Source organism: Lysobacter gummosus (assembly GCF_001442805.1).
Lineage (GTDB): Bacteria > Pseudomonadota > Gammaproteobacteria > Xanthomonadales > Xanthomonadaceae > Lysobacter > Lysobacter gummosus.
Window position 1 is genome coordinate 2,042,952 of the sequence record NZ_CP011131.1, and the last position, 24,514, is coordinate 2,067,465.

Here is a 24,514-nt window from a genome sequence, read left to right on the forward strand (position 1 = left end):
CGGATCGGCCCGCCCAGGCCGCCGTGGTTCAGCGTTCGGCGGCCAGCAAAGGCGCCAGATCCGGCTCCAGGGCGGCGCGGCGCCAGCCGGACAGGGCGTCGGGCCAGTCGCCGTGATCGAGCAGCGCTTCCAGCCAGCGGCGCGAGGCGAGCACGCCGTCGGGCAGGCCGAGCGCGGCGCTGCGGCTGGCCACGGCGTCCTGCAGCTGGCGCAGGCGTTGCTTGTCGCGGGTTTCGGCGACGCCGGCATCGGGCGCCTCATCCTCGTCGGCGAGCGGGGTGCTCAGCGCCGTCCACAAGGTCTCGGTGAGCTTGCGCGGGGCCTTGGGGTGGGCGTCGAGCTGGCGCTGCAGGGCGTCGCGATCGGCCGGAGCCTGGCGGGCCAGGGCCACGGCCAGTTCGTTGTCCAGAATCCAGCTGCGCGGCTTGTCGCTGTCGCGCGCGTACACGTCGCGCCAGCGCAGCAGCCGCACCAGCCGGCGCTGGGCCGGCAGGTCGAGGAATTGCGCGCTGCGCATCGACAGATGCGGCCAGCGCTCGGGCGCTTCGTTTTCGGCGTTGACGACGGTGCGGCCGGCGTCTTCGGCCAGCCAGTCGCCGCGGCCGAGCTGATCGAGCATGCCGGCCAGCGCGTCGTGCATCGCGAACAGATACAGCACATCGTCGGCGGCGTATTCCAGTTGCGACGGCGACAACGGCCGACGCATCCAGTCCGAGCGGGTCTCGCCCTTGGCCAGGGCCACGCCGGTGAGCTGTTCGACCAGCTTCTGATAGCCCAGCCCGCTGCCGATGCCGGCCAGCGCCGCGGCCTGCTGGGTGTCGAACAGCGGCTTGGGCACCACGCCGCAGGCGTGCTTGAACGCGACCAAGTCCTCGCTGGGACTGTGCACCACTTTGAGAATCGCCGTGTCGGCCAGGATCGGCGCCAGCGCCTCGTTCACACCGGGACGCAGCGGATCGACCAGCAGGATCGTCGGCTCGGCCTCGCCCTCGCGCTCGATGGCGATCTGCACCAGAGCCAGTTGCGGCCAGTAGGTGCGTTCGCGGATGAATTCCGTGTCCAGGCCGATACGCGCGGGCTTGACCTGGAAATGCGCTTGCAGCGCGGCGGCGGTGTTGATCCAGACGGGCATGTTTTTCGGTGGTTTCGCTAGCGGGTGGAATGAAGGCCGGCGGGCGACAATAGCCTAATGCAGCCGGCAAGGGGGCGGGACTCGGGACTCGGGGCTCGGGAATCGGCCTGGATCGGGAGCTTGCGATGCCTTTGCGGCTATTGCGAGTGGGATCGCTGCGACGGTGGATATCGCCGGACTACCGACCGGCTGGACTACCGGCAGGCCGCGCCTCAAGCTTTTGCCGATTCCCGATTCCCGATTCCCGATTCCCGGCATTAACCCCCGAAGCGATATGCTGCGCCGGTCGCTCGCGCCATCCGGGAGAGGTCGAAGTTTGCGCGCACTGATGTGGACCAGCATCGTCGCCTTGGGGCTGTTGGCCGGTTGCACCGACCGGGCCGGCAAGAGCGCCTCGCAGGACGCGGCCGCGCGCACGCCGATCGTGACCGTCAGCGCCGATCAGGCGGTTTCGCCGGTGCCGCCGTGGCAGGCGCCGGCGATCGCGGTCGGCGAGCACAATGCGCGCGAGTTGCACAAGCGCGCGCAGGCCGCGCTCAAGTCCGGCGATCTGCACGCCAACGCCGATTCGGCGATCCCGCTGTACCTGGCCTTGCGCGGCTTCGCCCCGAACGACCGCGCCGCCGCCGCCGGTTTGGACCGCGCGGTCGCGCTGCTGCTGGTCGAAGGCGACGCCGCGCTGAAGAAGATCGACGAAGACCCGCTGTCGCTGCGCGCCGCGCACGAGGCCGCCGCGGTGGCGCGCGCGGTCGCGCCGGAGCATCGCAAGGTCGAGGCGTACCTGGAGCGGGTGGATCGCGCCGATCAGGCGCAGGAGGCCGACCGCCTGGGCGAAGTGGACCTCAACGCCGGCCGCATCGGCGAAGACGGCAAGGGCGGCGCGCTGGCGCGCTTCGGCGAGGCGCTGGAACTGCGTCCGGGCGACGTGCGCGCCAGGCAAGGCATCGCCGCGGCCGAGAGCGCGCTGATCCGTCGCGCCGAGGTCGCCGCCGACAAGGACGATTACGCGAGCGCCGAGCGCTGGCTGGCCAAGGCCGCGCTGGTGCGGCCGAAGATGAGCACGGTGTCCGACGCGCAGGGACGGATCGCCGCGCAGCGGCAGGCGCGGATCGGCAGCCTGCGCGATCAGGGCATCGCCGCGCTGCCGAAGTTCCGCGGCATCGATGAGGCGCGGGGCTATCTGGCCACCTTGCTGCGGATCGCGCCGACCGGCGATCCGGCCGCGGCCGAGCTGCGCGAACGCATCGAGCTGGCCACTCACTACGGCCTGTTCCGTCCGGGCCAGGTGTTCACCGACGCGATGAACCTCGGCGGCCGCGGCCCGGCGATGGTGGTGATTCCGCACGGCGCGTTCCGCATGGGCGCGGACGTGAGCGAAGCCGACTCCAGCGATGCCGAGCGGCCGCTGCGCAATATCCGTTTCGAACGCGGGCTGGCGATGTCGCGCTACGAAATCACCGTCGGCGAATTCCGCCGCTTCATGAATTCGACCAAGCATCGCGCGCGCGCCACCCGTCGCGGCTATTCCATCGCCTACGACGAGCGCAGCGGCAATCTGGTGCGGCGCGGCAGAGTGGACTGGAGTTCGGACTACGCCGGCCAACCGGCCGCGGACAATCTGCCGGTGGTGCACGTCAGCGCCAAGGACGCGGCGGCGTACGTGGAATGGCTGTCGGCGATCACCGGCCAGCGCTATCGCCTGCCCAGCGAGGCCGAATACGAATACGCGCTGCGCGCCGGCAGCCAGGGCCGCTATCCCTGGGGCGACGGCGCGCCGCCGGCCAAGACCGGCAATCTGACCGGCAGCCTGGACGCATCGCCCAGCGGCCGGCGCTGGCGCAACGCCTTCCAGGGCTACGGCGACGGCGCCTGGGGGCCGGCGCCGGTCGGCAGCTACGCGCCCAATGCATTCGGTCTTCACGACATGGGCGGCAATGTCAGCGAGTGGGTGGCCGATTGCTGGCACGACAACTACCGGCGCGCACCGCGCGACGGCGCGGCCTGGTTCAATCCGGGCTGCCGCACGCGGGTATTTCGTGGCGGCTCGTGGTCGAGCTCGCCGGCGCAGACGCGCGCGGCGTGGCGCCAGGGCACCAGCGCGGACACCACCAACGGACGCCTGGGTTTCCGGGTCGTGCGGGATATTTGAGTTCGGCCGGCGGCGGTCCATGATGGGGCGCCTGCGGCCGGTCGGCGGCAGGAGTCGAGCGGGTCGATGCGGCGTTCGCGAAGGCGGCGCGGCGCGATCGCAGGGTAGGGCGTTCAGCGCTCGCAGGCAGGTTTCGGGAGTGTGCAGATGAGGATCGATCCCCTCGGCAATCAGGCGCAGGGCGGACGGCGCGGATTCGGCGGTTTTCGCTGGTGGATCCTGTTGTTGTTCGGCTTGTATGCGGCGTGGTCGTGGTTCGGCAGCGCCAAGACCGATCCCTACACCGGCGAGAAGGCGCATTACGGCGCCAGCGCCGACGAGGAAGTGCAGCTCGGCGAGCAGGCCTTCGTGCAGGTGCTCAACGACGCCACCGCGCAGCGCGCGCTGTTGCCGTCGGCCTCGCCGCAGAGCCAGGACGTCAGCGAGATAGCCCAACGCCTGATCAACAAGGTGCCGCAGGTGACCCAGGCCTTGGCGCAGCAGAACAATCAGACCGCGCCGGAGGACTACAAGAACTTCAAGTGGAGCGTGGCGGTCATCAATTCGCAGGAGGCCAACGCCTTCTGCCTGCCCGGCGGCAAGATGGCGGTGTACACCGGCCTGCTGCCGGTGACCCAGAACGACGACGCGCTGGCGGTGGTGATGGGGCATGAAATCGCCCACGCGCTGTTGCGCCACGGTTCGCAGCGCATGGCCCAGCAGAAGCTGGTGCAGATGGGGCAGATGGCCGCCGGCATGGCGGTGGGCGGCATGGACCCGCAACAGCAGCAGATGATCATGGGCGCGCTCGGCGCCGGCGCGCAGTACGGCCTGGTGCTGCCGTACGGCCGCAATCACGAGACACAGGCCGACAAGGTCGGTCTGATGCTGGCGGCGGCGGCCTGTTACGACCCGCGTCAGGCGATTCCGCTGTGGCAGCGCATGTCGCAACTCGGCGGCGGCCAGCGCCCGCCGGAATTCGCCTCGACCCACCCGGATCCGGCCAACCGCATCCAGACGCTGGAGGCGCTGATGCCTACGGCGATGAAGTTCTATGAGGCTAATTGCGCGGGGAAGCCGCTGGCCAGGTGAGGTGGCCGCGGCGGTTCGCTTGCGGCGCTGTGCGCTCGTCATTCGAGGTAGGGCGCACACATTTGCTCGTGCTCGTCATTCCCGCGAACGCGGGCTGCGCTTTACTTCGGGGGAGCCGAACATCCAGAGACTTCAGAGTCGTGTGGCGATAAAGCCCTGGATCCCCGCCTTCGCGGGGATGACGTACGGGTAGAGCGCGCGCGTTTGCTCTTGCTTTTGCTCGTCATTCCCGCGAGGGCGGGAATCCAGAGGCTTCAGAGTCATGTTGCGATAAAGCCCCGGATCCCCGCCTTCGCGGGGATGACGTACGGGGTGAGGCGTGCGCGTCTGCTCTTGCTCGTCATTCCCGCGAACGCGGGAATCCAGCGACTTTTCTGCCGGATCGCGAAAGACACTGGATGTTCGGCTCCGCCGAAGTAAAGCGGAGCCCGCGTTCGCGGGAATGACGGACGTGAGAGGACGTGGGCAGCCACAATCCGACTTCGACTTCGACTTCGACTCCCGAGTCCCGGGTCCCGGGTCCCGAGTCCCAGCCCCTCAAAAACTCATAAACAACCCACCATTCACGGGAATATTCGCCCCGGTAATGAACCCCGCCTCCTCGGCGGTCAAGAACTCCACTGTGCGCGCGATCTCGCTGGGCTTGCCCAGGCGACCGACCGGGACGCTGTCGATGATCTTGCCGCGGATGTCCTCGGCGATCGCCATCACCATCGCGGTTTCGCAATACCCCGGCGACACCGAGTTCACCGTCACGCCCTTGCGCGCGACCTCGCGCGCCAGCGCCATCGTGAAGCCGTGCATGCCGGCCTTGGCCGCGGAGTAGTTGGTCTGGCCGAACTGGCCGGTCTGGCCGTTGACCGAGCTGATGTTGACGATGCGGCCGAAGCCGCGCTCGGCCATGCCATCGACCGCATGCCGGCACAGGTTGAACACGCCGTCGAGATTGACGCTGAGCACGTCGTCCCAGGCGCGCTTTTCCATCTTGCGCAAGCTGCCGTCGCGGGTGATGCCGGCGGCGTTGACCAGGATGTCGATCGCGCCGTCCTCGCCCACGATGCGTTCGATCGCCGCGCCGCAATCGTCGTAGTCGGCGACGTTGGCCGCTTCGAAGCGGATGTCGAAGCCGTCGGTGAGCGCGGCGAATTGCGCGATGCGTTCTTCGCGCGCGCCCAGGTCCAGCGCGATCACGCGGCGTCCGGCGCGCGCCAGCGACAGGCAGATTTCGGTGCCCAGGCCGCCGATGCCGCCGCTGACCACGGCGATGCGTTTGTTCATGTCGGTTCCCCACAACGAGAGACGCGCCGCATGCCGGCGAGCCCTGAATTCACGGATAGCGGCCGCCGCCAGGCGAGCGGACGCGGAAGATTCACGCGCCCCGGCACCGTCCCCACGGCCCGCGAACGATCATCCGCGCCGATGCGCGGCGCGCAAGAAAAAAGCGCGGCTCAACGCTCGCGCTTGGTATCGGTCTTCTGCTTCGGCGTGACCGGCTGGCCCACGCTTCCGGAAAGATTTTGCTGGAACTCTTTCCACAAGGTCAGGTTGCGCTCGGTGAGCTGATTCATCATCGCCCACGGCGTCTGCCCGAGCATGCCGCCCATCTGGTTGCGGAAGGTCTGTTGCTGATCGAGGAACACCTGCATCGATCGTTCCAGGTAGTTGCCCATGAAGCCCTGCAGCGAGTCGCCGTAGAAGCGGATGATCTGGCTCAACAACTGCGTGGAGAGCACCGGTTCGCCGTCTTGTTCGTGCTCGGCGATGATCTGCAGCAGCACTTGCCGGGTGAGGTCGTCGCCGGAGCGCGCGTCGCGCACTTCGAACTCTTCGCCATCGACGATGAGTTGTCGCACGTCCTCGATGGTGATGTAGCTGGAGATCTCGGTGTCGTAAAGACGACGGTTCGGATACTTCTTGATGATGCGGGTCGAGGCCATTGAGCTTTGGCTCTAAAAACGTGGTGCCTTGCAGCATGGCGCAGGGCGCAGGGGCTTGCAACAGGGGCGTGCGGGAGGCTGCGCAGGGCGGGCTGCCACGGCCGCGCGGGATATTCGCCGCGCCCGCGCCCGATCCGCCGCCGGGCCCGAACGGGCGGTAAAAAACCCTTCGAATCAGCCCTCAAGCGCGCAATCGTCAAGGCCGCCGGCCGGGCCGGGAGCGTGCCGGATCGGTAAACCGAAGGGTTCGCGATTTTCGTGGAAGCAACGCTTGCGCGCCGCCGGTGCGCGGAGCCGGAGACCTGAACAGGCCTCCGGCCCGAACGCGCGCCAGGCTTACCAGCCCATGTACTGGCCGCCGTTGGCGGACAGGTTGGCGCCGGTGATCCAGCTGGCTTCGTCGGGGATGAAGAAGCTCACCGCGTAGGCGATTTCTTCCGGCGTGCCCAGGCGCCCGGTCGGGATCTGCGCGACGATCTTGTTGCGCACGTCCTCGGGCACGGCCATGACCATGTCGGTGCCGATGTAACCGGGTGAGACCGTGTTCACGGTAATGCCGAACTTCGCGTTTTCCTGCGCCAGCGAAATGGTGAAGCCGTGCATGCCGGCCTTGGCCGCGGCGTAGTTGGCCTGGCCGTACTGGCCCTTCTGGCCGTTGATCGAGCTGATCTGCACGATCCGGCCCCACTTGCGCTCGCGCATGCCCTCGATCACCGGGCGGGTGACGTTGAAGCAGGAGTTGAGGTTGGTGGAGATGACGTCGGTCCACTGCTGCGAGGTCATGCGGTGGAAGGTCGAATCGCGGGTGATGCCGGCGTTGTTGACCAGGATGTCGACCGGGCCGAGCTGGCGTTCGACATCGCGGATCAGCGCTTCGGCGTGTTCCGGCGAGGCCACGTCGCCGTGCGCGATGGCCACGTCGATGCCCTGTTCCTTCAACTGCGCCTGCCAGGCGCGCCCTTTGGCTTCGTCTCGGTAATTGGTCGCAACCTTGTGCCCCATCTTGGCGAGGCGTTGGACGATCGAGGTGCCGATGCCACCGGTACCGCCGGTGACGAGTGCAACACGGGACTGCATGCTGAGCTCTCCTTGACCGCGAAGGGCGGTCTCGTCCCGATTCTAGACAGCATTCGCGCAAGGATCGTTGTGCATCGCGGCGAGACCGGAGACGGTCTGCGGAATCTGTGCCGGGCTGAACGAAACCCGTGCCGCGGCGAGCAATTGCGTGACAGTCGCCACCTCATCCAGGGTGTGCGGATCCTGGCCTAGCGCCTGCCATGCGGCGCGCAGCGCCGGCAGCGGATCGGCGGGATCGAGCGGATGGGCGGCGTCGGATTTGGACAGCTTGCGGCCGTTCGCGTCGAGCAGCAGCGGCAGATGCGCGTAGTCCGGCGTGGCCAGGCCAAGCGCGCGCTGCAGCAGGATCTGGCGCGCGGTGGAATCGAGCAGATCCGCGCCGCGGACCACTTCGGTGATGCCCTGGTCGGCGTCGTCCACGACCACCGCCAGTTGATAGGCCCAGTAGCCGTCGGCGCGGCGCAGGACGAAGTCGCCGACTTCGCGGGCGACATCCTGGTGCTGCGGGCCGAGAATCGTATCGACGAAATCGACCGCGGCGCCGTCGGCCACGCGCAGGCGGATCGCCGGCTGCGGCGCGCCGTGTCCCGGGCGCGGCGCGGCGGCCACGCAGTGGCGATGGATGCCGCCGCTGGCGGCGAGGTCGCTGCGGCTGCAATGGCAGGCGAAGGCGAGGCCGGCGTCGAGCAGGCGATCCAGCGCGGCCTGATACAGCCCATGGCGATCGCTTTGCCGGATCACCGCTTCGTCGCTGTGCAGGCCGAACGCGGCCAGCGCCTGCAACTGGCGCTGGGCGGCGCCGGGAACTTCGCGCGGCGGATCGAGGTCTTCGATACGTACCAGCCACGCGCCGTCGTGATGGCGCGCCAGCAGCCAGCTGCCGAACGCCGCCAGCAGCGAGCCGGCGTGCAGTTCGCCGGTGGGCGAGGGCGCGAAGCGGCCGCGGTAGCGCACGCGCGCCGCGGCCGGCCGCCCGGCCGATGGACGGGCCGAGGGATCGGTAGGCGACTGGGCTTCGGCAGGATGTCCGGACAATGAACGAAGGCTCGCGCGGCGGTGGGTTTACGGCCGATTCTCGTTGAATTAACCGCCGCTTTGCCACATTTGAACTATCGCGGCGTTGCGCCGCGGACAAACAACGACAGGGACCGTCGCCCTGAAGCCGCGCATGGTGCGCGGCACGATACGCCCTACGACCATGTTCAAACGCATAGCGCTTTTCCTCGCCACCAACCTGGCCGTGCTGGTGCTGCTCGGCATCGTGATGTCGGTGCTGCAGAACGTCTTCGGCATCCGTCTGGGCAATAACGGCGCGATCCTGGTGATGGCGGCGGTGTTCGGTTTCGGCGGTTCGCTGATTTCGCTGCTGATGTCCAAGTGGATCGCCAAGCGCACTACCGGCGCCTACGTCATCGAGCAGCCGCGCAATGCCGACGAGCAGTGGCTGGTGTCGACCGTGCGCCGCCAGGCCGAAGCGGCCGGCATCGGCATGCCCGAGGTCGCGATCTATGAGGCGCCGGAAATCAACGCCTTCGCCACCGGCGCCAATCGCAACAACGCGCTGGTCGCGGTGTCGACCGGCCTGCTGCGGGCGATGACCCGCGACGAGGCCGAGGCGGTGCTCGCGCACGAAGTCAGCCACGTCGCCAACGGAGACATGGTGACGATGGCGCTGATCCAGGGCGTGCTCAACACCTTCGTGCTGGTGGCCGCGCGCGTGGTCGGCGGCTGGATCGACGCGATGATGAGCGGCGGACGCGAGTCGCGCGGCCCGGGCCTGTTTTATTTCGTGACGGTGTTCGTGCTGGATATCGTGTTCGGCATTCTGGCCAGCATGATCGTGATGGCGTTCTCGCGGTATCGCGAGTTCCGCGCCGACGCGGGCGGTGCGCGTCTGGCTGGGCGGCAGAAGATGATCGCGGCGTTGCAGCGTTTGTCGCAGACCTATGGCGAGAGCACGCTGCCCAAGCAGGTGCAGGCGTTCGGTATCAGCGGCGCGGTCGGTCATGGTCTGTCGAAGCTGATGCGCAGCCATCCGCCGCTGGAGGAGCGCATCGCGGCGTTGCGCAATGCGCCGCAGGAGCAGGTGGGTGGGGGCGTGGTTGCTCGTTGAGGCAAGAGCAAGAGCGAATCCCCCAGCCCCCCCTTTTTCAAAGGGGGGGAACAGCAACAGCTGAAGCAAAAAGCAAAAAAAGCCCGCCGAAAGGCGGGCTTTTTGTTGGGTGAGGTTTTAGCCTTTCCCGATTCCCGATTCCCGATTCCCGATTCCCGATTCCCGATTCCCGATTCCCGATTCCCGATTCCCGATTCCCGATTCCCGATTCCCAGCCTTACTGGAAGTCGTAATCCATATCCGGCCCCGCCGCGGCCAGGAAGTGGCCCTGGGCGTAGTCGATGCCGGCGGCGAACAGCAGGCTCATGCTGGCCGCGTCCTGGACGAACTCGGCGATGGTCTGCCGGCCCAGTTCGCGCGCCTTTTCGGCGATTTCGCGCACGCGCTGCTGGTGGTCGGGGTTGGAGGTGAGGTCTTCCATGTAGCTGCGGTCGATCTTGAGGAAGGCCGCGTCGAAATGGGTCAGCAGCTGGAACGAATTCAGGCCGGCGCCGAATTGCTCCAGACCCACGCGCACGCCGTAGTGGTAGATGCGCGACTGGAACTCCTGCGCCGCGCGCAGGTTGGTGAATACCTTCGACTCGGGCAACTGCAGCACCAGCAGCTTGCCGTCGGCGCCGTGCTTGGCCAGCAGTTCGACGATGTGCTGCTGCAGGCTTTCGTCCTGCAGCGAGGCCTGGGTGATCTTGACCAGCAAGGTGGTGCGGCGTCCCTGGCGCATGCGCTCGCCGATCACCTGGATCGCGCGGCCCACCACCCAGCGGTCGATTTCCCACAGCAGGCCGTGTTCTTCCGCCACCTGCAGGAACGACAGCGGCTGCACCAGCTCGCCGCCGCCTTCGTCGGTGCCCGGGCCCAGGTTCTGCATGCGCAGATAGGCCTCGTACATCTCGATCGGCTCGCCGTGCAGGTTGATCAGCGGCTGGTAGTTCATCACGAAGCGGTCGGCGTCGAGCGCGTCGCGGATGCGCGCGACCCAGGCGGCGATGCGTTCTTCCTCGGCGCGATCGGCCGCGCCCGGGTCGAACAGCTCGATGCGGTTGCCGCCGATGTCGCTGGCCGATTGCAGGCATTGCGCGGCCTTGCCCAGCACCGCGGTGACGCTGGCGATCTTCTCGCCGATCTGCACGCCGCCGACGCTGGCGGTGGCGCTGAGCGAAAGATGGTCGGTTTCCAGCACCCGCGCCGAGAACGCTTCGCGCAGCTTGTCGCCCAGGCCAGAGGTGTGCGAATGATCGCTGTGCAGGGTCAGCACCGCGAACTGGTGTTCGCCGAAGCGCGCGGCGACGTCGTCCGGGCCGATCGCTTCGCGCAGACGCTCGCCGCAGGCCTTGATCAGCTGGTCGGCCTGGTCCAGGCCGATTTCCTGCAACAACTGGTTGTAGTGGTCCGGCTCGATCAGCAGCAGGCCGTGATGCGCCGAGTTCTGCGCCGCGTCGGCGACCGCGTCTTCGAGCGCGCGCAGGAAGGTCGCGCGGTTAAGCAAGCCGGTGACCTGGTCGCGCTGACGCAAGGCTTCGACCTCGCGCGCCAGTTCCGGATCGACCTCCTGCCGGCGCAGCACCACCTGCAGGCATTGCTCGCCTTCGTAGGTGGCCGCGGTGAATTCCATCACCGCCGGGAAGGCGTTGCCGTCGAGCGCGCGGGCCTGGGTTTCGTAGGTCGGCGGCGGCGTTTCGCCCTTGCTGAGCTGCTTGAGCAATTGCTTGAAGCCATCGACCTGGCCGGGCGCGACCAGATCGAGCAGGGACATGCCCTCGATGTCCTCGAAGGACTCGAAGCCAAAAATTTCCAGGTACGCGGCATTGGCACGGATGTGCATGCCTTCGTGGATGTAGGCGATGGGGTCGCGCGAGGAATCGATCAGCGCATCGCAGCGGCGCTCGGTCTCGCGCACCTGCGCTTCCAGGCGGCGCAGCGAGCGGCGGGCTTCCAGGTCGGCCCATTCGGCGCGGACCACGTTCTGCAGATGGCTGATGTTGGAGCGCAGCACGATGCCGCGCGCGCCGATCTCCATCACCCCGAGCACGGCGGCCTCGTCCACGGCCTCCATCAGCACCAGCACCGGCAGGTCCTTGCCGCTGGCGTCCACGCTCTGCATCAGCTTGAGCAGGGAGATGTTGCGCGAATTGCGCGCGGCCAACACCAGATCCGGCGGATGCTGCAGGATCAGCGCCGACAGTTCCTGCTCGTTCTCGGGGCGGGTGGGCCGCACCGCGATACCGCTGTTGCGCAGCGCGCTGACGATGGCTTCGGCCGCCTCGACGCTGTCGTCGACGATCAGCAAGCGCAACACCATGTCTTTGCCGAATTGCATTGACCACCTCCGTGGGCCGGTTTTATGACACGAAGCACCGGCCTCGTCCACGCAAGGACGAGAATCTGTGACCCGTTATAGGGTTCGATCACGCAAAGAGTGCATCGCTTACGCTGTTGTGCTTGCGCCGCGTGCTATCGCTGCGTTCCCCGATCAAACCCCATCCAGATTACAACCTTACAACGGACGCTTGCCCGGGTCGCCTGCCACTTCTCGCACCAGCTTGGGCACCAGGTAGCCGGAGATGCGCGCGGCCAGGGCGCGGTGCAGCGCGCGCGCGGCCTCGTCGGAGATCTCGAAATGGGCCGATCCCTGGACCCGGTCGAGCTGGTGCAGGTAGTAGGGCAGCACGCCGGCGGCGTAGCTGCGCTCGCTCAGCGCGGCCAGGGCCTCGACATCGTCGTTGACCCCACGCAGCAGAACCGCCTGATTGAGCAAGGTGGCGCCGGCGCCGCGCAGGCGCCGCATGGCCGAGTCCACTTCGGCGTCGAATTCGTTCGCGTGATTGGCGTGCAGCACCACCGCCACCGGCCACGGCAGGCCTTGCAGCCACTGGGTCAGCGCGGCATCGACGCGCTCGGGCAGCACCACCGGCAGGCGGGTGTGGATGCGCAGGCGCTTGAGGTGGGCGATCGGCGCCAGCGCGTCGGTGAGCTCGGCCAGCTTGGGCGTGGCCAGCGACCAGGGGTCGCCGCCGGACAGGATCACCTCGTCGATGCCCGGATCGGCGGCGATCGCCGCGACCGCCTCGCCCCAGCCGGCCGCGGCCGCGGTTTCCTGCGCGTAGGGGAAGTGGCGGCGGAAGCAGTAGCGGCAATTGATCGCGCAGCTGCCGGTGGCGATCAGCAGGGCGCGGCCGTTGTACTTGCGGATGACGCCGTGGCCGGCCTTGGCCGCGCCGTCGCCGACCGCGTCCAGGCTGAAACCCGGCATCGGCCGCATTTCATCGTCCAGCGGCAGCACCTGGCGCAGCAGCGGGTCGGTCGGGTCGGCGTGGCGCATGCGGGCGACGAAACCGCGCGGCACCCGCAGCGGAAACTGCGCCGCGGCCGCTTCGGACACGGCCAGGGCGGCCTGCGACAGGCCGAGCAGGGCCAGCAGCTCGCGCGGATCGCGCACCGCATCTCGCCACAGGGCCTGCCAGCGCGGCGGCGCGGCGGCGCCCTGGGGAGCGGCTGGATGCGGGACGGGTTGCGCAGCAGGTATCATGTGGGGCTAGCCTTCAGGGTTCCGATCACGGCGCCCGGGCTCGGTCCACGCGGAAAACCGCTGCGGACGGAGCCGGCGCAGCCCGACATTCTAGCCTTGCATCGCCGGCATGGCGGTCCGTACGCGCCTCCGGCGCCTGGACCCCGCCCGCGACCCGGGCCGGCCCGGGTCGGCGCCGCCACGACGGCAGACGACGGCCCCGGCGCAAGGCGGGGGCGGCCGGACCCCAATCACCGCCACATTATTCATTTGTTAGGAGTTCCAGCATGGCCAGCCTAGGCATGAACGACGTCAAGACCGGACAGAAGATCCTGGTCAATAACGACCCGTGCATCATCACCGAGACCGAGTACGTCAAGCCGGGCAAGGGCCAGGCCTTCACCCGCATCAAGTACCGCAGCATCAAGTCCGGCCGCGTGGTGGAAATGACCATGAAGGCCACCGACAGCGTCGAGCAGGCCGACGTGGTCGATACCGACATGCAGTACCTGTACTCCGACGGCGAGTACTGGCACTTCATGAACCAGGAATCCTTCGAGCAGGTGCAGTCCGACAAGGCCGGCATGGGCGGCGCGGAGAAGTGGCTCAAGGGCGAGGAAGAGTGCGTGGTGACGCTGTGGAACGGCGTGCCGATCGCGGTGCAGCCGCCGAACTTCGTCGAGCTCAAGATCACCGAGACCGACCCGGGCGTGCGCGGCGATACCTCCGGCGGCGGCGGCAAGCCGGCGACCCTGGAAACCGGCGCGGTGGTGCGCGTGCCGCTGTTCGTCGGCCAGGAAGAAACCATCAAGGTCGATACCCGCTCGGGCGAGTACGTCAGCCGGGTGAAGTGACCCATCGGCCCGTGGCCGCCCAGGCGGCCACGGCTTTGCCGATGCGCGATTCCCGCGAAGGCGGTTTGACGCTTTCGCACGCTGCCGCGGATTCCCGTCCCGTCAGCAGATCCACCGAGCGACCCTGCCGCGACGATTCGGGCGATCCGAACGCAAGATCCACTGCGAGCCCGGGGCCGCGCGGTCCAGGGCGCCGCACAGCGGTAGCCGGCGAATGCCATAGTCCTCGCCGGCGCTGCCGCACGACAGCGACACGCACTTCAACCAGCACGTGAGACGCGAATGACGACAGAGACTTCCGCCATCCCCTGCGACCTGTTGATCGAAGCGGGCTGGGTGGTGCCGGTCGAGCCGCATGCCGTCGTGCTGGACGACCACGCCGTCGCCATCAAGGGCGGGGTGATCGTCGATATCCTGCCGATCGCCGACGCCCGCGCGCGCTACGCAGCGGCCGAAACCGTCCGCCGGCCCGAGTCGGCGCTGATCCCGGGCCTGGTCAACGCCCACACCCACAACCCGATGACCCTGTTGCGCGGCATCGCCGACGATCTGCCGCTGATGGAATGGCTGCAAGGCCACATCTGGCCGGTCGAGGGCGCGGTGATCGGGCCGCAGTTCGTCGAGGACGGCATCACCCTGGCGATCGCCGAGATGCTGCGCGGCGGCACCACCTGCGCCAACGAAAACTATTTCTTCCCCGACGTGCAGGCCGCGGTCTACAAGCGCTACGGCTTCCGCGCCCGGGTCGGCCTGCCGGTGATCGATTTCCCCACCGCCTGGGCCAAGAGTTCGGACGAATACTTCGACCGCGCCGGCGAAGTCCATGACCTGTGGCGCGACGATGCGCTGGTGGCGACCGCGTTCGCGCCGCATGCGCCATACACGGTCAGCGACGCCAACTTCGAACGCATCCGCATGCTGGCCGACCAGCTGGATCTGCCGATCCATCTGCACACGCACGAAACCGCGCAGGAAGTGGCCGACTCGATCAAGCTGCACGGCCAGCGTCCGTTGGCGCGCCTGGACCGCCTGGGGCTGGTCACCGACCGTCTGATCGCGGTGCACATGACCCAGCTCACCGATGCCGAAATCGCCCTGTGCGCCGAGCGCGGCGTCAGCGTGGTGCATTGCCCCGAATCCAATCTCAAGCTGGCCTCGGGCTTCTGCCCGGTGTGCAAGCTGCAGCAGGCCGGGGTCAATCTGGCCATCGGCACCGACGGCTGCGCCAGCAACAACGATCTGGACATGTTCGGCGAAACCCGCACTGCCGCGCTGCTGGCCAAGGGCGTGGCCATTGATGCCAAGGCCCTGGACGCGTTCAGCGCGCTGCGCGCGGCGACCCTGGGCGGCGCCAAGGCGATGGGCTTCGAGGACAAAATCGGTTCGATCCAGATCGGCAAGCAGGCCGATCTGGTCTGCGTCGATCTGGGCCAATTGGAGACGCAGCCGGTGCATCACGTGGTCTCGCAGCTGATCTACGCCACCGGCCGCCATCAGGTCGGCGATGTGTGGATCGCCGGCCGCGCCAAGCTGCGCGAACGTGCGCTGGTCGATATGGATACTGCGGCGCTGGTCGCGAATGCGCGGCAGTGGCGCGCGCGCATCGCGACGATCAAACGCTGACGCCGAGCCCCGCGCACGCGCGCGGCGGCCGCGTCGTCGCGTCGCGTTCACACCCGTAGCCTCGGGCTTGATTCAAACTAGCCACGCGCGCCGCCCGGCGGCCGCGCGAGGCACCGACCGCAGTGAGCAGGCAGGCATGAGCGCAGCAAGCAAGGCATCCGATCCTCAGGGCAGCGATTCGCAACACGCCGCCGGCGGCCACGACAACTTCAGTCAGGCCGAACTCGACAAGTTCGGCGCCCTGGCCAATCGCTGGTGGGACCCGTTGGGTCCGCAGAAGCCGTTGCACGCGCTCAACCCGGTGCGTCTGGACTACGTCGCCCGGCGCGCGCCCTTGCCGCAGGCGCAGGCGCTCGACGTCGGCTGCGGCGGCGGGCTGCTCAGCGAGGCCCTGGCCGCCGCGGGCGCGCAGGTCACCGCGATCGATCTGGCGCCGGAATTGATCAAGGTCGCCAAGCTGCATCGGCTGGAAACCGGCGTCGCCGTCGATTACCGACTGCAGTCGGTCGAATCCCTGGCGCAGGAGCGGCCGGAGAGTTTCGACACCATCACCTGCATGGAAATGCTCGAACACGTGCCCGACCCGGGCGCGATCGTGCGCGCCTGCGCCAGCCTGCTCAAGCCCGGCGGGCGCCTGTTCCTGTCCACGCTCAACCGCACCCCGGCCGCGTTCGCGCTGGCCATCGTCGGCGCCGAGTACCTGGCCCGGCTGCTGCCCAAGGGCACTCACCAGTACCGCGACTTCATCAAGCCCTCCGAACTGGCGCGCTGGCTGCGCGAAGCCGGCCTGGAGCTGGAAGACGTCAGCGGCCTGATGTACGAGCCGTGGCGCAACGGCGCGCGGATCACCTCGCGCACCGACATCAACTATCTGGCCTGCGCGTACAAGCCGGCCGCGCAGGTGTCGGCGGCATGAGCGCGGCCGCTCCCGCGCTGAGCGGCGCGGCGTATCCGCAGGCGGTGTTGTTCGATCTGGACGGCACCTTGCTCGACAGCGCGCCGGACATGCTCGCCGTCGCCAACCGCATGCGCGCCGACCGCGGCTTGCCGCCGATGCCGATGACGCCGCTGCGCGCGCAGGTGTCCAAGGGCTCGCGGGCGATGCTCGGCGCGGCCTTTCCCGATGTCGATCCAGTGCAGCGCGACGGCTGGGTGCAGGAGTTCCTGGACCTGTACGAAGCCGAGCTCGGCCTGCACGGGGCGCCGTTCGACGGCGTGGAGGCGATGCTGGCCGCGCTGGAAGCCGCCGGTTCGCCGTGGGGCATCGTCACGAACAAACCCGAATACCTGGCGCGCAAGCTGATGCCGCTGCTGGGCTGGGAAACCCGCTGCGCGGTGCTGATCGGCGGCGACACGCTGAGCGTGCGCAAACCCGATCCGCTGCCGCTGACCACCGCCGCGCACCGGATCGGCGTGGAGCCGGCGCATTGCATCTATGTCGGCGACGACGAGCGCGACATCGTCGCCGCGCGCGCCGCCGGCATGCCCTCGGTGGTGGCGCTGTGGGGTTACCGCCTGGATCACGACGATCCGCTCGCCTGGCAGGGCGATGCGATGATCGAATCGCCCTCGGAACTGATCGGGGCGGGCGCATGGCCGGCGACGCGATGAAGCCGCAGGTCGCCGCCGAAGTCGAGGCCGCTTCGCAGGAGCAATCCTCGCAGGAGCAGGCGCTGCAGGACTTCGCCGGCAAATGGCGGGCGCGCTGGCCGGAATGGTCGGTGGCGGAGGTGTTCGTGCCGCGCGCGCAGCGCGGCGTCGCGGTGGCCTGGGCGGCGCTGCAACAGGAGCTCACCGACGCGGCCTGGGGCGGCACCGACGCGCTGCCCGGCGAGGCCAAGCTGGGCTGGTGGATGGAAGAACTGCAGGGCTGGCGCATGAACCGCCGGCGCCACCCGCTGGGGCTGGCGCTGCAGCGGCAGGCCGCGCCCTGGGGCGATCTGGCCCTGGCCCTGCCGGCGCTGCGCGACAGCCGCGAGCGCCCTGGCGACCGCAACGAAGCCTTCGACGGCCTGATCCCTGTCGCCACCGCCATCGGCGCCATCGACATGGCCCTGTTCGAGCCGGTGCCCGGCCAGCTGGCCGAGGCCGCGGTGCCGGCGATCCAGTCGAGCCTGCTGGAATCGCGGCTGGTCCTGCAGGGCGACGCCTGCGTGCCGCTGAGCGTGGTCGCGCGGGCGATGGCGCGTCCGGGCGAGGGCGCGGCGGTGGAATGGAGCCGCGAGCTGCTGGCGCAATGGCCGGCGCGCTTCGGCGCGACCGTGCCGCGGCGGCTGTGGACCGCGCTGGCGCATACCCGGCTGCAGCGCGGCGACGCGGCGCGGCCGTTGTCGCCGTGGACGGCCCTGCTGGCGGCCTGGCGCGGCGCCCGCAACTGAGCGTTGCAGGCCCGGGCCGGGGCGGGCGGGCCGGGCCCGGTAGAATGGCGCCGTTGCGTTTCCCCCACGCGCCCCCACTGATTTCGTCGTGACTATTCCCCAGACCCCCTCGCGTTCCGCCTTGCCCGATGTCGCCTTCGATGCCGCCGCCGCGGCGCGCGCGCTGGACTGGGTCGGCATGTCCAACATCGCCCTGCCGCTGCGCATCGCCGGCGGCGACGGCACCCCGATCCAGGTCGCCGCCTCGGTCGATGTCTCGGTCAACCTGCGCGACGCCAACGCGCGCGGCATCCACATGTCGCGCATGTACCTGCATCTGCAGAACGCCTTCGCCAGCGAGACGGTGACCCCGGCCGGCCTGCGCCGCGCGCTGCAGAGCCTGATCGACGGGCAGGGCGGCATCTCCAACGCCGCGCGGCTGGTGCTGCGCTACGAGCAACTGCTGCTGCGTCCGGCGCTGGCCAGCCACAACGCCGGCTGGAAGCGCTATCCGGTCGAGATCGACGCGCGCCTGATCGATGGCCATCTGCACCTGGGCCTGCGCTTCGCGGTCGAATACTCCAGCACCTGTCCGGCCTCGGCGGCGCTGTCGCGCCAGCTCAACGCCGAACGCTTCGCCGCCGATTTCGCCGCCGCCCATCCGCTGTCCACCGCCGTGGTCAGCGACTGGCTCGCCTCCGAACGCGGCATGGCCGCGACTCCGCATGCGCAGCGCAGCCGCGCCGACGTGCGCGTGGAGCTGCGTCCGGCCTTCGACGAGTTGCCGCTGGTGGCGTTGATCGACGCGCTCGAACGCGCGCTCGCAACGCCGGTGCAGACCGCGGTCAAGCGCGAGGACGAGCAAGCCTTCGCCCGCCTCAACGCCGAGAACCTGATGTTCTGCGAAGACGCCGCGCGCCGGGTCGCCGCGGCGCTGTCGGCCGATGCGCGCATCGAGCGCTTCGACGCCGAAGTCGCGCACTTCGAAAGCCTGCATGCGCACGACGCGGTCGCCCGCGTCACCGGGCAGGGCGCGCGCGAGTAAATCGCGCCGCTTTGGCGCCGCCGCGGTGTGCGGAGTCTGGCGCCTTTGACCTCGCGATTCGCGCGGCAAACACAGGCGCGCCCGGTCTCGCTCGCCGATCGGCCGAGGCCGCGGAACAACACCTGGTAAAACGCCCGCCGCGCGCCTGAGTTCGGCGCCGGAAAACGTCGCGAGCCGTCGGTTTTGCCGGCAGCTGCGCGTGCGCGCCCGGGTGTAGGATCACCGGCCGATAGACCCGAGCGGTGCGGCAATGCATGCAGGCGTGTGCGCGGGCACACTACAAGTCGCAAACCGTGATGGTCCCCACCCCCGGAATATAGGGGCCTTGGGCTATGCTCAGGTCACCAGACTAGTGACCGGAAGGGGCATGGGGAAACCCTGGCGTCGTGGCTGGCAGGCCCTGTTGGTTCTGCTGGGGATGTGGGCGGTGGCGGCGATCGCGTCGGCGCAGGACGTAAGCCTGCCCCAGCCCGGCCCCTCCGCGCCTTCGCCGGTGGCCCCGCGTTCGGATCGCGAACCCTACGACCCCACGCACTACCGCGCGCCGTCCCTGAGCCTGTCCCGGCTCGAACAGGATCCGGTGCCGGCGCGGGTGCTGGCCGGCGAGTTCGAGCGCCGCTTCGAAGCGGTCTCCGGCGACATGCTGTGGGCGCACAAGGGCCAGGCGACGTGGTGGCGCATCATCGTCAATCAGGACGTCGCCGAAGCCGACGCGCCGCAGCTCACCATCGACCGCCCGTCGCGGCGCGAAATCGAACTGTGGCGTCCCGGAGACGACCTGCCGCTGCGCCGCTCGATCTACGGCCCCGACACCGACTTGAATCATTCCACGCGGATGATCGTGTTTCCGTTGCCGCGCGGCCTGCGCAAGGGCGATCGCCTGTACCTGCGCATGCTCGCCGCCGACGTGATGAGTTCGCGCGTCGAGATCCAGCCGCTGGCGCGGGTGCAGCGCGAGGACATGATGCACGTCGGCCTGCGCAGCGTGGTGTTGACCGCGATGGGCGTGATCGCCGTGCTCGCGTTCGGTTTCTGGATCGGCCTGCGCGAACGCGGCTACGCCTATCTGGGCCTGACCCTGGTGCTGCAGATACTCACTCTGACCTCGGACGGCGGCGAGATGCGGGTGGTGCCGTGGCTCAACGAGATCGCGCCCGACAGCCGCACCAACATCGTGCTCAATACCGCCGCGGTATTGGCCAGCATCCGCTTTCTGATCTTCTTCCTCGGCCTGCGCACCACGCAGCCGAAGGCCGCGCGCCTGCTGGACTGGTGCAGCATCTCGCTCGGCGGCCTGCTGCTGGTGTCCTTGTTCCGGACCTGGAAGTACAGCGCGCTGTTCGGCAACCTCAACCTGCTGGTGGTGGTCGCGCTGGTGCTGTACTGCACCGTGGTCGCGGTCTGGCGCCGCCAGCGCGAAGCCTATTTCCTGTTGCTGGCATGGCTGCCCCTGATGCTGTTGCTGGTCGCTCTGGTCGGCGCAAATCACCAGTGGTGGCCGGAATTCAGCTGGCTCGAATACACCTTCCCGGTCGGCCTGGCCTTCGGCGGCCTGGGCCTGCTGCTGGGTCTGACCTCCAAGCTGCAGCAACTGCGCCGCGATCGCGACACCGCCAATCGCCTGGCGACCTACGACAGCCTGACCGGCGCGATGACCCGCGCGGCGATCTCGCAAAGCCTGCGCAACGCGGTGGACAGCGCGCACCGTTCGCACCGGCCGCTGTCGGTGGTGTTCTTCGATATCGACCACTTCAAGCGCATCAACGACGAACACGGCCATCGCGTCGGCGACGAAACCCTGCGCATCGTCTCGCTGCGCACCCGCAACCGTCTGCGCGCCTACGACCTGTTCGGCCGTTACGGCGGCGACGAGGTGCTGGTGGTGCTGGCCGACACCCATCTGCGCGACGCGGTCCGCGTCGCCGAGCATCTGCGCGAGTCGGTCAGCGGCAGCCCGCTGTCGATCGACGGCCGCCTGCTGCCGGTCAGCCTGAGCCTGGGCGTGGCCGAGCTGATGCCGGATGAAACTCCGGAGCAGCTGCTCGAACGCGCCGACGCGGCGCTGTACGCAAGCAAATCCGCCGGCCGCGACCGCGTCACCGGCCACAGCGTCGAGCCCGAGCGCGAGGTGGTGTCGTGACCCCGGACGGCGGAGGCCCCGGCGCGATCCAGGCCGCGCAACTGCGTACCGGCGACGTGCTACTGATGCGCGCGCGCGGCTCGTTGGCGGCGCTGATCGCCTGGTTCAACGAAAGCAGCTACAGCCATGTGGCCTTGCTGGGGCGCGCGGGCTATCTGATCGAGGTCGGCGTCGGCGGCGTGGTCGAACTGTCGCTGTCGCAGCGCCTGACCGATCCGGCGCTGGTCGCGGTGGACGCGCGCCGCCCGCTCGGCGCCAGCGCCGACCCGCAGGACAACGATCGCATCGCCGTGCTCGCGCATGCCTTGTCGCTGCGGCGGCCGGCCTTCTCCGGCGATGCGCTGGCCGCGCTCGGCCGCGCCGCGGCCCTGCGCGATCGCAGCCTGCCGCCGTCGCCGCAGCTGCGCGCGGTGCTGCGCGAAGCGCTGCATCACGCCGCGTTCGACAACGCCGGGGCGATGAGTTCGAGCGAGTTCGTTTATCGCTGCTTCGCGGAAAATACCGCGCAGCCGCGGGGCCGTCTCGCCCCGAGCCTGCCGGTCGCCGCGCCCTCGGCGCTGGCGTTTCCGTCGCTGGATTGGGAAGCCTTGTGGCGCGATATCGCGCCCTGCCTGCGCCCGGCGCGCCGCGATGCCCTGCGCCTGGACGAACACGGCCAGCCCGGTTCGGCGCAGGAAGTCGGCGAAGACGAATTCGCCGCCGCGGTCGCCGACACGCGCCAGCGCCTGGGCCTGATGGAGCGCGGCAACGCCTTGCTGGCGATGGCCGGGCCGCGTCTGCCGAATCCCAAATGCGTGCGGCTGCGCGAGTTGGAGCAGTCGCCTTCCTTCGAGGTATTGGGCTCGCTGCTGAAGCCCTGAGCGACGCGCCGGCTCAGGGCGCGCTCTTGCCCGCCTGCATCGCCTGCGCGCGTTCGAGTACCAGCAGCGGATCGATGCGCACATCGAACCAGTTCATGCCCCAGTGCAGATGCGGACCGGTCGCGCGTCCAGTCGCGCCGACCGCGCCGATGATCTGCCCCTGGCTTACCCGGTCGCCGACCTTCACGTCGATACGCGACAGGTGCAGGAAATTCGAACTCACGCCATGGCCGTGATCGAGCAGCACGGTGCCGCCGGTCAGATACAGGTCCGGCCCGGCGAAGGTGATCACGCCCGCGGCCGGCGCCTTGATCGCGGTGCCGCTGGGCGCGGCGATGTCCATGCCCGAGTGGCCGGAACCTTTCTGGCCGTTGTACACGCGCTGATTGCCGAAGCGACCGCTGATGCGGCCCTGCACCGGCCAGATGAAGGCCTGGGCGAAATCGGCGCGGTCGTCGTCGCGCGCGCGCGCGGCCACCACCTGCGCCTGTTCGCGCTCGATGCGCGCGGCGATCTCCGGCGGCGGATTGACCGTCTTGGGCGGAACGCCCTGGATGTATTCGGTCGGGAACTCGCGCGCGGCGACCGCGATGCTGGCTGTTTCGACCCGGCCCGGCGCGACTTCGACCTGCACGGTCAGCGGCCCGCTCGCATCGCGACCGACGCCGAACACCACCGTGCCGTATGCCGTGGTGCGCAACTGGCGTTCGCCGTAGCGCACCTTGCTGCCGGGCGGGACCTTGCCGATGACCAACCCGCCCTGCGAAACCTGCGAGGGAAAAACAATCCGCGCATCCGCCGGAGCCGTCGCCGCCGTTTGCGCTTGCGCCATCAGCGCCGAGCAGGGCGCCAGCAAAGCCAGCGCCGCAGCGATGACGCCAAACCTCATCGAGCGAACGCCAAGCGCTGCCCGTTCGGCGCGCCGACCAGCGAAGTCCCGTCCCAGGCCAGCACGCCGTTGACCCAGGTCGAGGCGATGCGCGAGTGGAAGGTGCGGCCTTCGAACGGCGACCAGCCGCACTTGGACAGCACGTCCTCGCGCTGCACGGTGTAGGGCAGGTCGTCGATCAGCACCAGATCGGCGAAGTAACCTTCGCGCAGGAAGCCGCGGTGTTCGACGTCGAACAGCTTGGCCGGCGCATGCGCGAACTTGTCCACCACCTGGGCGGTGCTCAGGCGGCCTTCGTGGACCAGTTCCAGCGCCGCGTTGAGGGCGAACTGCACCAGCGGCAGGCCGCTCGGCGCGGAGGTATAGGGACGGGCCTTTTCTTCCAGCGTGTGCGGCGCGTGATCGGTGGCGAGCACGTCGATCACGTCCTCGGCGATTGCGCGGATCAGCGCCTCGCGATCGGCCGGGTCCTTGATCGCCGGGTTGCACTTGATCAGATGGCCGAGCTTGGCGTAGTCGTCGCGATCGAAACGCAGGAAGTGGATGCAGGTCTCGGCGGTGATGCGCTTGCCCTCGATCGGGCCGGCCTGGAACAGCGCCAGCTCGTCGGCGGTGCTGATGTGCAACACGTGCAGGCGGGTGTTGTGCTTGCGCGCCAGCGAGATCGCCAGCTCGGTGGATTTCTTGCAGGCCTGGCGCGAGCGGATGTCGGGATGGAACTGCGCCGGAATGTCGTCGCCGTATTTCGCCTTGTAGACGGCGAGCTCGGCGTCGATCATCGGCGTGTCTTCGCAGTGGGTGATGATCGGCGTGGGCACGTCGCGGAAGATCGCGTCGAGGGTGACCGGATCGTCCACCAGCATGTTGCCGGTCGATGCGCCCATGAACACCTTCACCCCCGGCGCGGTGCGCGGGTCCAGCGACTGGATCGCGGCGAGGTTGTCGTTGCTGGCGCCCAGGTAGAACCCGTAGTTGGCCCGGGCCCGTCCGGCCGCGCGCCGGTACTTGTCCTCCAGCGCGGCGGCGTCGAGGGTGGGCGGGTTGGTGTTGGGCATGTCCATGAAAGTGGTCAGCCCGCCGGCCACCGCGGCGGCCGATTCGGTGGCCATGTCGGCTTTGTATTCCAGGCCGGGTTCACGGAAATGAACCTGATCGTCGATCATGCCCGGCAGCAGGCGCCGGCCGCGCGCGTCGATCACGCTCTCGCCGCCGCGCCCGGACAGGCCGGTGCCGATCTGGGCGATGCGGCCGTCTTCGATGCGCAGGTCGCCGTCGTACTCGCGTCCTTCGTTGACCAGGCGGGCGTTGACGATCAGGGTCGATGGCATGAGCAGTTTCCGGAAGGGGGCGCGGAGGAGGCGGCGGATTCGCGAAGTTGCGGATCCGGCGGGGAGGAATCGTCCTCGGTGCCGGGCACCGGGTCGTAGCCGCCGGGATTGAGAGGATGGCAGCGCGCCAGTCGCTTGACCGTGAGCCAGCTGCCCTTAAGTGCGCCGTAGTGCCCGATCGCCGTCATCGAATACGACGAACAGCTGGGATGAAAGCGGCATCGTTGGCCGAGTAATGGGCTTATCCAACGTTTATAGCCACGTAGCAGGGCGATGAGCAGGCGGTCGATCACGTTTCCTTAATGCCGGCAACGGTAGTGACGGGGGCGGGGAAGCGTGTCGCGAAGCCCCGCGCAGGACGCTATTTTACGCCGCGATCGGCCTCGCACAGCGCGGTTGCCGCGGGTGCCGCAGCAGGGTATAACAGCGCGCTT

The 24,514-nt window shown here is 68.8% G+C and carries 21 protein-coding genes; 11 read left to right on the forward strand and 10 right to left on the reverse strand.

Going from position 1 to position 24,514, the window contains the following annotated elements:
* Positions 1–28: 28 nt before the first annotated feature.
* On the reverse strand, positions 29–1,132 hold the full coding sequence (gene rnd, locus LG3211_RS08435; RefSeq protein ID WP_057942439.1) for a ribonuclease D: 1,104 nt from the start codon (positions 1,130–1,132) through the stop codon (positions 29–31).
* A 328-nt stretch (positions 1,133–1,460) separates the two neighbouring features.
* Between rnd and LG3211_RS08440 the strand changes: the two genes are divergently transcribed.
* Complete coding sequence (locus LG3211_RS08440; protein ID WP_484502507.1) at positions 1,461–3,281, forward strand: formylglycine-generating enzyme family protein; 1,821 nt, start codon at positions 1,461–1,463, stop codon at positions 3,279–3,281.
* Between the two features lie 147 nt (positions 3,282–3,428).
* Positions 3,429–4,352: a M48 family metallopeptidase gene (locus tag LG3211_RS08445; RefSeq protein WP_057942441.1), complete on the forward strand. Its 924-nt coding sequence runs from the start codon at positions 3,429–3,431 to the stop codon at positions 4,350–4,352.
* Between the two features lie 537 nt (positions 4,353–4,889).
* Here the strand turns inward: LG3211_RS08445 and phbB (LG3211_RS08455) are convergent.
* The 4 genes from phbB (LG3211_RS08455) to gluQRS form a co-directional block, all read right to left on the reverse strand.
* Positions 4,890–5,630 carry an acetoacetyl-CoA reductase gene (gene phbB, locus LG3211_RS08455; RefSeq protein WP_057945363.1) on the reverse strand — a complete coding sequence of 247 codons (741 nt, stop codon included), beginning with the start codon at positions 5,628–5,630 and terminating at the stop codon, positions 4,890–4,892.
* A gap of 170 nt (positions 5,631–5,800) precedes the next feature.
* Positions 5,801–6,289 (reverse strand): polyhydroxyalkanoate synthesis repressor PhaR, encoded by a 489-nt coding sequence (gene phaR / locus LG3211_RS08460; protein ID WP_057942443.1) that lies wholly within the window; start codon positions 6,287–6,289, stop codon positions 5,801–5,803.
* A gap of 336 nt (positions 6,290–6,625) precedes the next feature.
* Entirely contained in the window at positions 6,626–7,366 is a 741-nt protein-coding gene (gene phbB, locus LG3211_RS08465; protein WP_057942444.1) for an acetoacetyl-CoA reductase, read from the reverse strand.
* A gap of 42 nt (positions 7,367–7,408) precedes the next feature.
* Positions 7,409–8,320 (reverse strand): tRNA glutamyl-Q(34) synthetase GluQRS, encoded by a 912-nt coding sequence (gene gluQRS, locus LG3211_RS08470; RefSeq protein ID WP_057942445.1) that lies wholly within the window; start codon positions 8,318–8,320, stop codon positions 7,409–7,411.
* A gap of 244 nt (positions 8,321–8,564) precedes the next feature.
* Here gluQRS and htpX point away from each other — a divergent pair, with 244 nt between their 5' ends.
* A complete protein-coding gene (gene htpX, locus LG3211_RS08475; protein ID WP_057942446.1) occupies positions 8,565–9,479 on the forward strand; it encodes a protease HtpX in 915 nt (304 codons plus the stop codon).
* 217 nt (positions 9,480–9,696) lie between these two features.
* Here htpX and LG3211_RS08480 read toward each other — a convergent pair whose 3' ends face one another.
* Positions 9,697–11,796 carry an EAL domain-containing response regulator gene (locus LG3211_RS08480; protein ID WP_057942447.1) on the reverse strand — a complete coding sequence of 700 codons (2,100 nt, stop codon included), beginning with the start codon at positions 11,794–11,796 and terminating at the stop codon, positions 9,697–9,699.
* Positions 11,797–11,973: 177 nt separating this feature from the next.
* The gene (gene epmB, locus LG3211_RS08485; protein WP_057942448.1) at positions 11,974–13,005 is read right to left on the reverse strand and encodes an EF-P beta-lysylation protein EpmB; all 1,032 of its coding nucleotides are present in this window, start codon (positions 13,003–13,005) and stop codon (positions 11,974–11,976) included.
* A gap of 266 nt (positions 13,006–13,271) precedes the next feature.
* Between epmB and efp the strand changes: the two genes are divergently transcribed.
* The 8 genes from efp to LG3211_RS08525 all read left to right on the forward strand — a co-directional run bounded on the left by efp (position 13,272) and on the right by LG3211_RS08525 (position 21,863).
* Positions 13,272–13,838 carry an elongation factor P gene (gene efp / locus LG3211_RS08490; RefSeq protein WP_057942449.1) on the forward strand — a complete coding sequence of 189 codons (567 nt, stop codon included), beginning with the start codon at positions 13,272–13,274 and terminating at the stop codon, positions 13,836–13,838.
* A gap of 282 nt (positions 13,839–14,120) precedes the next feature.
* On the forward strand, positions 14,121–15,461 hold the full coding sequence (locus tag LG3211_RS08495) for a TRZ/ATZ family hydrolase (protein ID WP_057942450.1): 1,341 nt from the start codon (positions 14,121–14,123) through the stop codon (positions 15,459–15,461).
* Between the two features lie 136 nt (positions 15,462–15,597).
* Positions 15,598–16,377 carry a bifunctional 2-polyprenyl-6-hydroxyphenol methylase/3-demethylubiquinol 3-O-methyltransferase UbiG gene (gene ubiG, locus LG3211_RS08500; RefSeq protein WP_057942451.1) on the forward strand — a complete coding sequence of 260 codons (780 nt, stop codon included), beginning with the start codon at positions 15,598–15,600 and terminating at the stop codon, positions 16,375–16,377.
* A complete protein-coding gene (gph, locus tag LG3211_RS08505) occupies positions 16,374–17,072 on the forward strand; it encodes a phosphoglycolate phosphatase (protein WP_083512400.1) in 699 nt (232 codons plus the stop codon). Before ubiG ends, gph begins: the two co-directional genes overlap by 4 nt.
* Entirely contained in the window at positions 17,054–17,839 is a 786-nt protein-coding gene (locus LG3211_RS08510; protein WP_057942452.1) for a hypothetical protein, read from the forward strand. Before gph ends, LG3211_RS08510 begins: the two co-directional genes overlap by 19 nt.
* 88 nt (positions 17,840–17,927) lie before the next feature.
* Positions 17,928–18,863, forward strand: a complete 936-nt coding sequence (gene folE2 / locus LG3211_RS08515; protein ID WP_057942453.1) for a GTP cyclohydrolase FolE2 — start codon at positions 17,928–17,930, stop codon at positions 18,861–18,863.
* A gap of 367 nt (positions 18,864–19,230) precedes the next feature.
* Positions 19,231–21,003: a sensor domain-containing diguanylate cyclase gene (locus LG3211_RS08520; protein ID WP_187313156.1), complete on the forward strand. Its 1,773-nt coding sequence runs from the start codon at positions 19,231–19,233 to the stop codon at positions 21,001–21,003.
* Positions 21,000–21,863, forward strand: coding sequence for a hypothetical protein (locus LG3211_RS08525; protein ID WP_057942455.1), 864 nt, complete (start codon positions 21,000–21,002; stop codon positions 21,861–21,863). The genes LG3211_RS08520 and LG3211_RS08525 overlap by 4 nt, the downstream gene beginning before the upstream one ends.
* A gap of 13 nt (positions 21,864–21,876) precedes the next feature.
* Here LG3211_RS08525 and LG3211_RS08530 read toward each other — a convergent pair whose 3' ends face one another.
* From LG3211_RS08530 to yidD, 3 genes are read right to left on the reverse strand one after another with little or no spacing between them, the layout of a single operon-like run.
* On the reverse strand, positions 21,877–22,752 hold the full coding sequence (locus LG3211_RS08530) for a M23 family metallopeptidase (protein ID WP_057942456.1): 876 nt from the start codon (positions 22,750–22,752) through the stop codon (positions 21,877–21,879).
* Positions 22,749–24,080: a dihydroorotase gene (locus LG3211_RS08535; protein ID WP_057942457.1), complete on the reverse strand. Its 1,332-nt coding sequence runs from the start codon at positions 24,078–24,080 to the stop codon at positions 22,749–22,751. Before LG3211_RS08535 ends, LG3211_RS08530 begins: the two co-directional genes overlap by 4 nt.
* Positions 24,065–24,373 (reverse strand): membrane protein insertion efficiency factor YidD, encoded by a 309-nt coding sequence (yidD, locus tag LG3211_RS24800; protein WP_083512401.1) that lies wholly within the window; start codon positions 24,371–24,373, stop codon positions 24,065–24,067. Before yidD ends, LG3211_RS08535 begins: the two co-directional genes overlap by 16 nt.
* Positions 24,374–24,514: the final 141 nt, after the last annotated feature.